Origin of the sequence: Enterococcus sp. FR204, assembly GCF_031143325.1 — a bacterium.
Taxonomy (GTDB): Bacteria; Bacillota; Bacilli; order Lactobacillales; family Enterococcaceae; genus Enterococcus_B; species Enterococcus_B faecium.
In genome coordinates this window covers 1-4,297 of sequence record NZ_JAKZIW010000081.1, presented here as the reverse complement: position 1 = coordinate 4,297, position 4,297 = coordinate 1, and the positions used below count along the sequence as shown (strand labels likewise).

Annotated in this window: 6 protein-coding genes; 4 read left to right on the top strand and 2 right to left on the bottom strand. The window is 36.1% G+C overall.

The window, feature by feature from the left end; all coding sequences use genetic code 11:
• Both RG571_RS11705 and RG571_RS11700 read left to right on the top strand, forming a co-directional pair.
• Positions 1-247 (top strand): DUF5960 family protein (locus RG571_RS11705; protein WP_200780345.1); only part of this gene is annotated, 247 nt, incomplete at its 5' end.
• Positions 248-472: 225 nt separating this feature from the next.
• Positions 473-916, top strand: a complete 444-nt coding sequence (locus RG571_RS11700) for a MarR family winged helix-turn-helix transcriptional regulator (protein ID WP_002289545.1) — start codon at positions 473-475, stop codon at positions 914-916.
• Between the two features lie 5 nt (positions 917-921).
• Here RG571_RS11700 and RG571_RS11695 read toward each other — a convergent pair whose 3' ends face one another.
• On the bottom strand, positions 922-2,106 hold the full coding sequence (locus tag RG571_RS11695) for a tetracycline resistance MFS efflux pump (RefSeq protein WP_002297435.1): 1,185 nt from the start codon (positions 2,104-2,106) through the stop codon (positions 922-924).
• 267 nt (positions 2,107-2,373) lie between these two features.
• On the opposite strand from RG571_RS11695, the gene RG571_RS11690 reads away from it, so the two are divergent.
• Entirely contained in the window at positions 2,374-3,072 is a 699-nt protein-coding gene (locus RG571_RS11690; RefSeq protein WP_258430689.1) for a DnaD domain-containing protein, read from the top strand.
• A 6-nt stretch (positions 3,073-3,078) separates the two neighbouring features.
• Positions 3,079-3,756 (top strand): endonuclease III, encoded by a 678-nt coding sequence (gene nth, locus RG571_RS11685; protein ID WP_002295825.1) that lies wholly within the window; start codon positions 3,079-3,081, stop codon positions 3,754-3,756.
• A gap of 125 nt (positions 3,757-3,881) precedes the next feature.
• Here nth and RG571_RS11680 read toward each other — a convergent pair.
• The coding region (locus RG571_RS11680) for a hypothetical protein (RefSeq protein ID WP_308947813.1) at positions 3,882-4,297 on the bottom strand (416 nt) is incomplete at its 5' end.

Below are 4,297 nucleotides of genomic sequence, written 5' to 3'. Positions count from 1 at the left end.
AGATTATAAAAGTGCTTCGAAGAAATCAACGATCAATATTGATGAGTTGGCAGATCAAGTACTCTCTCAGTTGAATGAAACGCAAGAGGAATATTACACGATGCCAGCAAAAGACGCCAAAGATAATGTTTCTCATCGTTTTCCTTTCAGTAGACGCATCTACTCAGATGAAAATGACGGCACATTGAATACAGAGTACACATATGAAGGTCAGCCGTATGTGCTAGAAACTGATGATGATCTTTAAAGACAGTTTTTGAAAAGGCTGCTCATCCTTAAGTGATGACAAAAAATCATCACAATTACCGATGACTGTCTCTTTACTATCTTTTAATCAGAAAAAGGGGTTATGACAAGCTTTGTCAACCCCTTTTTTTCTTGGTTTCAGATTGGGTTTTCCTGCAAAATATTTTTATCTTTGTTGAATAGGAAACAAAAAAACAATATAATGAAAGAAAAAGAAGGTGTAGAAATGGATAAAAGACAACTGCTAATAGAAGAATATCTGGATTTAGCTAATGAGATTATTCATCGTAATAAACCAGAAATGGAAAAAGAATTTGCAGGATTTACTCTAAATGAACTAGAAGTGATTGAACATATCGGGAAAATCCCTGATCCTAACGTGACAAAATTAGCGAATGCTAGTTATATGACTAGAGGAGCCATCAGTAAGCTAACAAAAAAACTGATAGCTAGAGGGATCATAAACACTTATCAAAGCGAAGAGAATAAAAAAGAAATCTATTTTCAATTGACGCCAATCGGACAAAAAATAAGGAATAGACACGAGCAACTCCATCAAAAATGGGTACAGCGAGATGCTACTGTATTTGAAAATATGTCAAAAGAAGAATTTGACACAGTATTTCGTTTTATCGGTCGATACAGAGAATTTATACGAAGTAGCAAATGAAGCTACTATTTTTTATTGTAGTGATAATAGGCAAAAATCATAAGCAAAAATCCGAATACCGTTGGAAGAAATGGTGCTGCAGCATAAAGCTGTCCTGCGATTAGCGGGCCGATGACGCGCGATAGAGATTGTATACTTTGGGTACCGCCCATTACAAGACCTTGCTGGTTATCTGAGACAGAATTGGATAGTTGGCCATTGAATACAGGAGTAAAAATAGAATCACCGAAACCATAACAGATAATCCCAAATAAAAACAAAATCGGCAGTAGAAGAATTCCAGATAATGTGATGAATAGATAGGCGAGGATTTCACTGAACATCCCTATTCTTGTGATCTGCTGTTCTGAAAATTTTTTGAGCAATCGAGGCATAATGAACAATTGCGAGACAGTATCCAAGATTCCAATCAAAGAGAAGCTTAAACCAACCAACCCAGCCTTCCACTGAAAGGCGTCAATCGAAAATTGAGAAAAGATAGATTGAAGAGAGCCAGCTGCCAACCAAACAGCAAAACCTGCTGTCAATAAAGGAATAACGGATGAAATCTTGAATAATTGTTGTAATTGGTGAAAAGGTCTTACATGGGAGAAACTTAAATCTACTGAACGTTTTTTTATTGGAAGGCTTTCTAGCATAAATGTGTAGCCATAAACGGCATTTAAGAAAGTAAAGAGTGCTCCAATAAATATAGGAACAGAATTCCCCAACTCAGCTAATAGACCCCCTATAATAGGACCCAGCGTTGTTCCTATACCGACTAAAGCACCCATCCATCCAAAAACTTTGGTTCTTTCATTAGGTTCCGTGATGTCGGCAAAGTAAGCATATAAGGTGGAGATTTCTCCTGCCGTCAATCCTTCAATGATACGACCAAGGAACAACATCCATATCGAATTTCCTAAACCAAAAAGCAAATATCCGATACTTGATCCTAATAAACTGATAATAAGGATCGGACGACGCCCAAAATGATCACTTAAGCTACCGAGAATGGGGGCAGATAAGAAGGCAGCTAGAGCATAAACAGACATGAGCAAAGTGATATAGAAAGCTTGCTGATGTATGGAGTGAGAATAAGGCAGCGTTAAAAACGGAAGTACAGGACTGACGATAGTAAATCCTAATCCAGTGAATAAGACAGAGACGTATCCAAAAACTTTAGAATGTTTATTTGTGAAACTGTACATGTAAAAACTCCTTTATGCAATAATGTTAACTTGGAAACAAAAATAGTGTATAGTAATTTTGTTTCCTTGTCAACATTCTAAGGAACAGCGAAATCTACTTGATTTATTTATTCTGAAAAGTGAAGATGCGCATCAAAAACATGAACAAACAAAAATCAAGTAGACGACATTGTAAATCTGACCGATCAGTGAAGTAAATAGAAAAGAAACCTGTTCTTGCTTCCCATGTTTTTTTTACGTATACTGTGATTGAGCGGAGGAGAAATCATGTTGAATTTAGAAAATTACTTAAGCGCTGGACAAACAGTTATATCTAATCTTTTACTTAAAAATTACCATAGGATCGGTCTACAATCTGAAGAATTTTTATTTGTTCTACAGTTGCATATGGCACAGCTTGAAGGAGATACTTTCCCTGATTTGCAGATGATTGCTATGGATATGGGAATCAAGCAAGATCAGATTTTTCAAATACTGGATCGTCTCGTAACAAATGGGTTTATCAAGATAGAAACGACGATTGTCAACGGTAAAAAAGCAGATCGATATAATCTTTACCCCATCTATGATCTATTAGGTGAGTATTTAAAAACACAAGAAAAAAAATACGAAGAAAAAACACAAGAAAAAGAAATCCAGTCAGTGTATCAATTATTTGAACAAGAATTTGGACGCCCGCTTTCTTCGATCGAGTTCCAGCGGATCGGACAATGGATAGAAGAAGACCATTATCAGCCGGAAATTTTGAAGCTAGCACTGCGGGAAGCCATATTAAATCAGGCTTATAGTTTTAATTACGTTGACCGCATTTTGCTATCGTGGGAAAGAAAAAATCTACGTACAAAACAACAAGTGGAAGAAGACCAAAAACGAAGAAAACAGCAGCTTCTTCAAAGAGAAGTAGAACAGTCAGCTCAACAAGAAGAATTGCCGAAAGTCTCACTGAAAAATTGGTTGGAGGAGTAGCGGAATATGTTAAGCAAACAAAAAACAATGGAAGCTCTAGAAACGATGTATGGAATGTTTCCCGAAGCACATGGAGAACTCAAGCACAATAATCCATTTGAGTTATTGATTGCAGTGATCTTAAGTGCCCAGGCGACAGATGTATCAGTGAATAAAGCAACGCCAGATTTGTTTGCCTCTTTTCCGACACCCGATGCGTTAGCAGAAGCTTCAATCGATGAAATCATTCTTAAAATAAAAACGATTGGTTTGTATCGAAATAAAGCAAAAAACATCAAAGCGTGTGCACAGCAGCTGATTGAACGTTTCGATGGGCAAGTGCCAACGTCAAGAGAAGAATTGATGTCTCTTCCTGGTGTAGGCAGAAAGACAGCAAATGTCGTATTGGGGGATGCATTCGGGATACCAGCAATCGCAGTAGATACCCACGTGGAACGTGTCTCAAAACGCCTGAGGATCTGCAAACTAGATGCTACGGTCATGGAAGTAGAAGAAACACTGATGCGGAAAGTACCACAAGAATTATGGGTAAAGACACATCATACACTGATTTTTTTCGGTAGATATCATTGCACGGCAAGAAATCCCAAGTGCGAGGTATGTCCTTTGCTATCAATATGTCAAGATGGGAAAAATCGGATGCGTCTAAAAGAAAAGACGCTAAAAAAGAAACCACGCCTGTAGACGTGGTTTCTTTAATTGCAAATAAATGTATGAATTATCTTGTTATCATGGAGAAAAGCTGTTTCGTTTATCTTTTTTGCATGAAAAAGTAAATGTACATACTCAGTAGCTAGGATGGTAACTTATTACAATTTATTGCGATAAAAATAAATATTGTTATTTTTCTTGGGAAAATACCCGATGTAGAAAATAATGCCTTCCAATATACCTATAAAATAAGTCCAGTATTCCAAAGGATTATATAAATAAGTGACGTATCTATCTAAAGGTGTAATAAAAATGATAAGTGATAATAAAAAAATACCATTTATAACTAAACATAAACTAATGGATTTGGGCGGTTTCAGGCTCATCAGAAAAATATAGATTCTGGTGAACAACAACCATAAAAAAGTGAGAATCATTGCATGAGAGCTTCTTTCCATAAATTTTCCTTTAAGGGTAGTGCTTAAAAGTACAGAAAAAATAATAAATGCAAGGATAGGAGCAACTAAAGTAAATTTATTTAATAATAAACTAAATTTTTCAGCTTTTTTATTCT

Bases quoted from the DNA above. Each gene is read 5' to 3' on its own strand.
- RG571_RS11700 (WP_002289545.1), top strand. From the start codon at position 473: ATGGATAAAAGACAACTGCTAATAGAAGAATATCTGGATTTAGCTAAT.
- RG571_RS11695 (WP_002297435.1), bottom strand. From the start codon at position 2,106: ATGTACAGTTTCACAAATAAACATTCTAAAGTTTTTGGATACGTCTCT.
- RG571_RS11690 (WP_258430689.1), top strand. From the start codon at position 2,374: ATGTTGAATTTAGAAAATTACTTAAGCGCTGGACAAACAGTTATATCT.
- nth (WP_002295825.1), top strand. From the start codon at position 3,079: ATGTTAAGCAAACAAAAAACAATGGAAGCTCTAGAAACGATGTATGGA.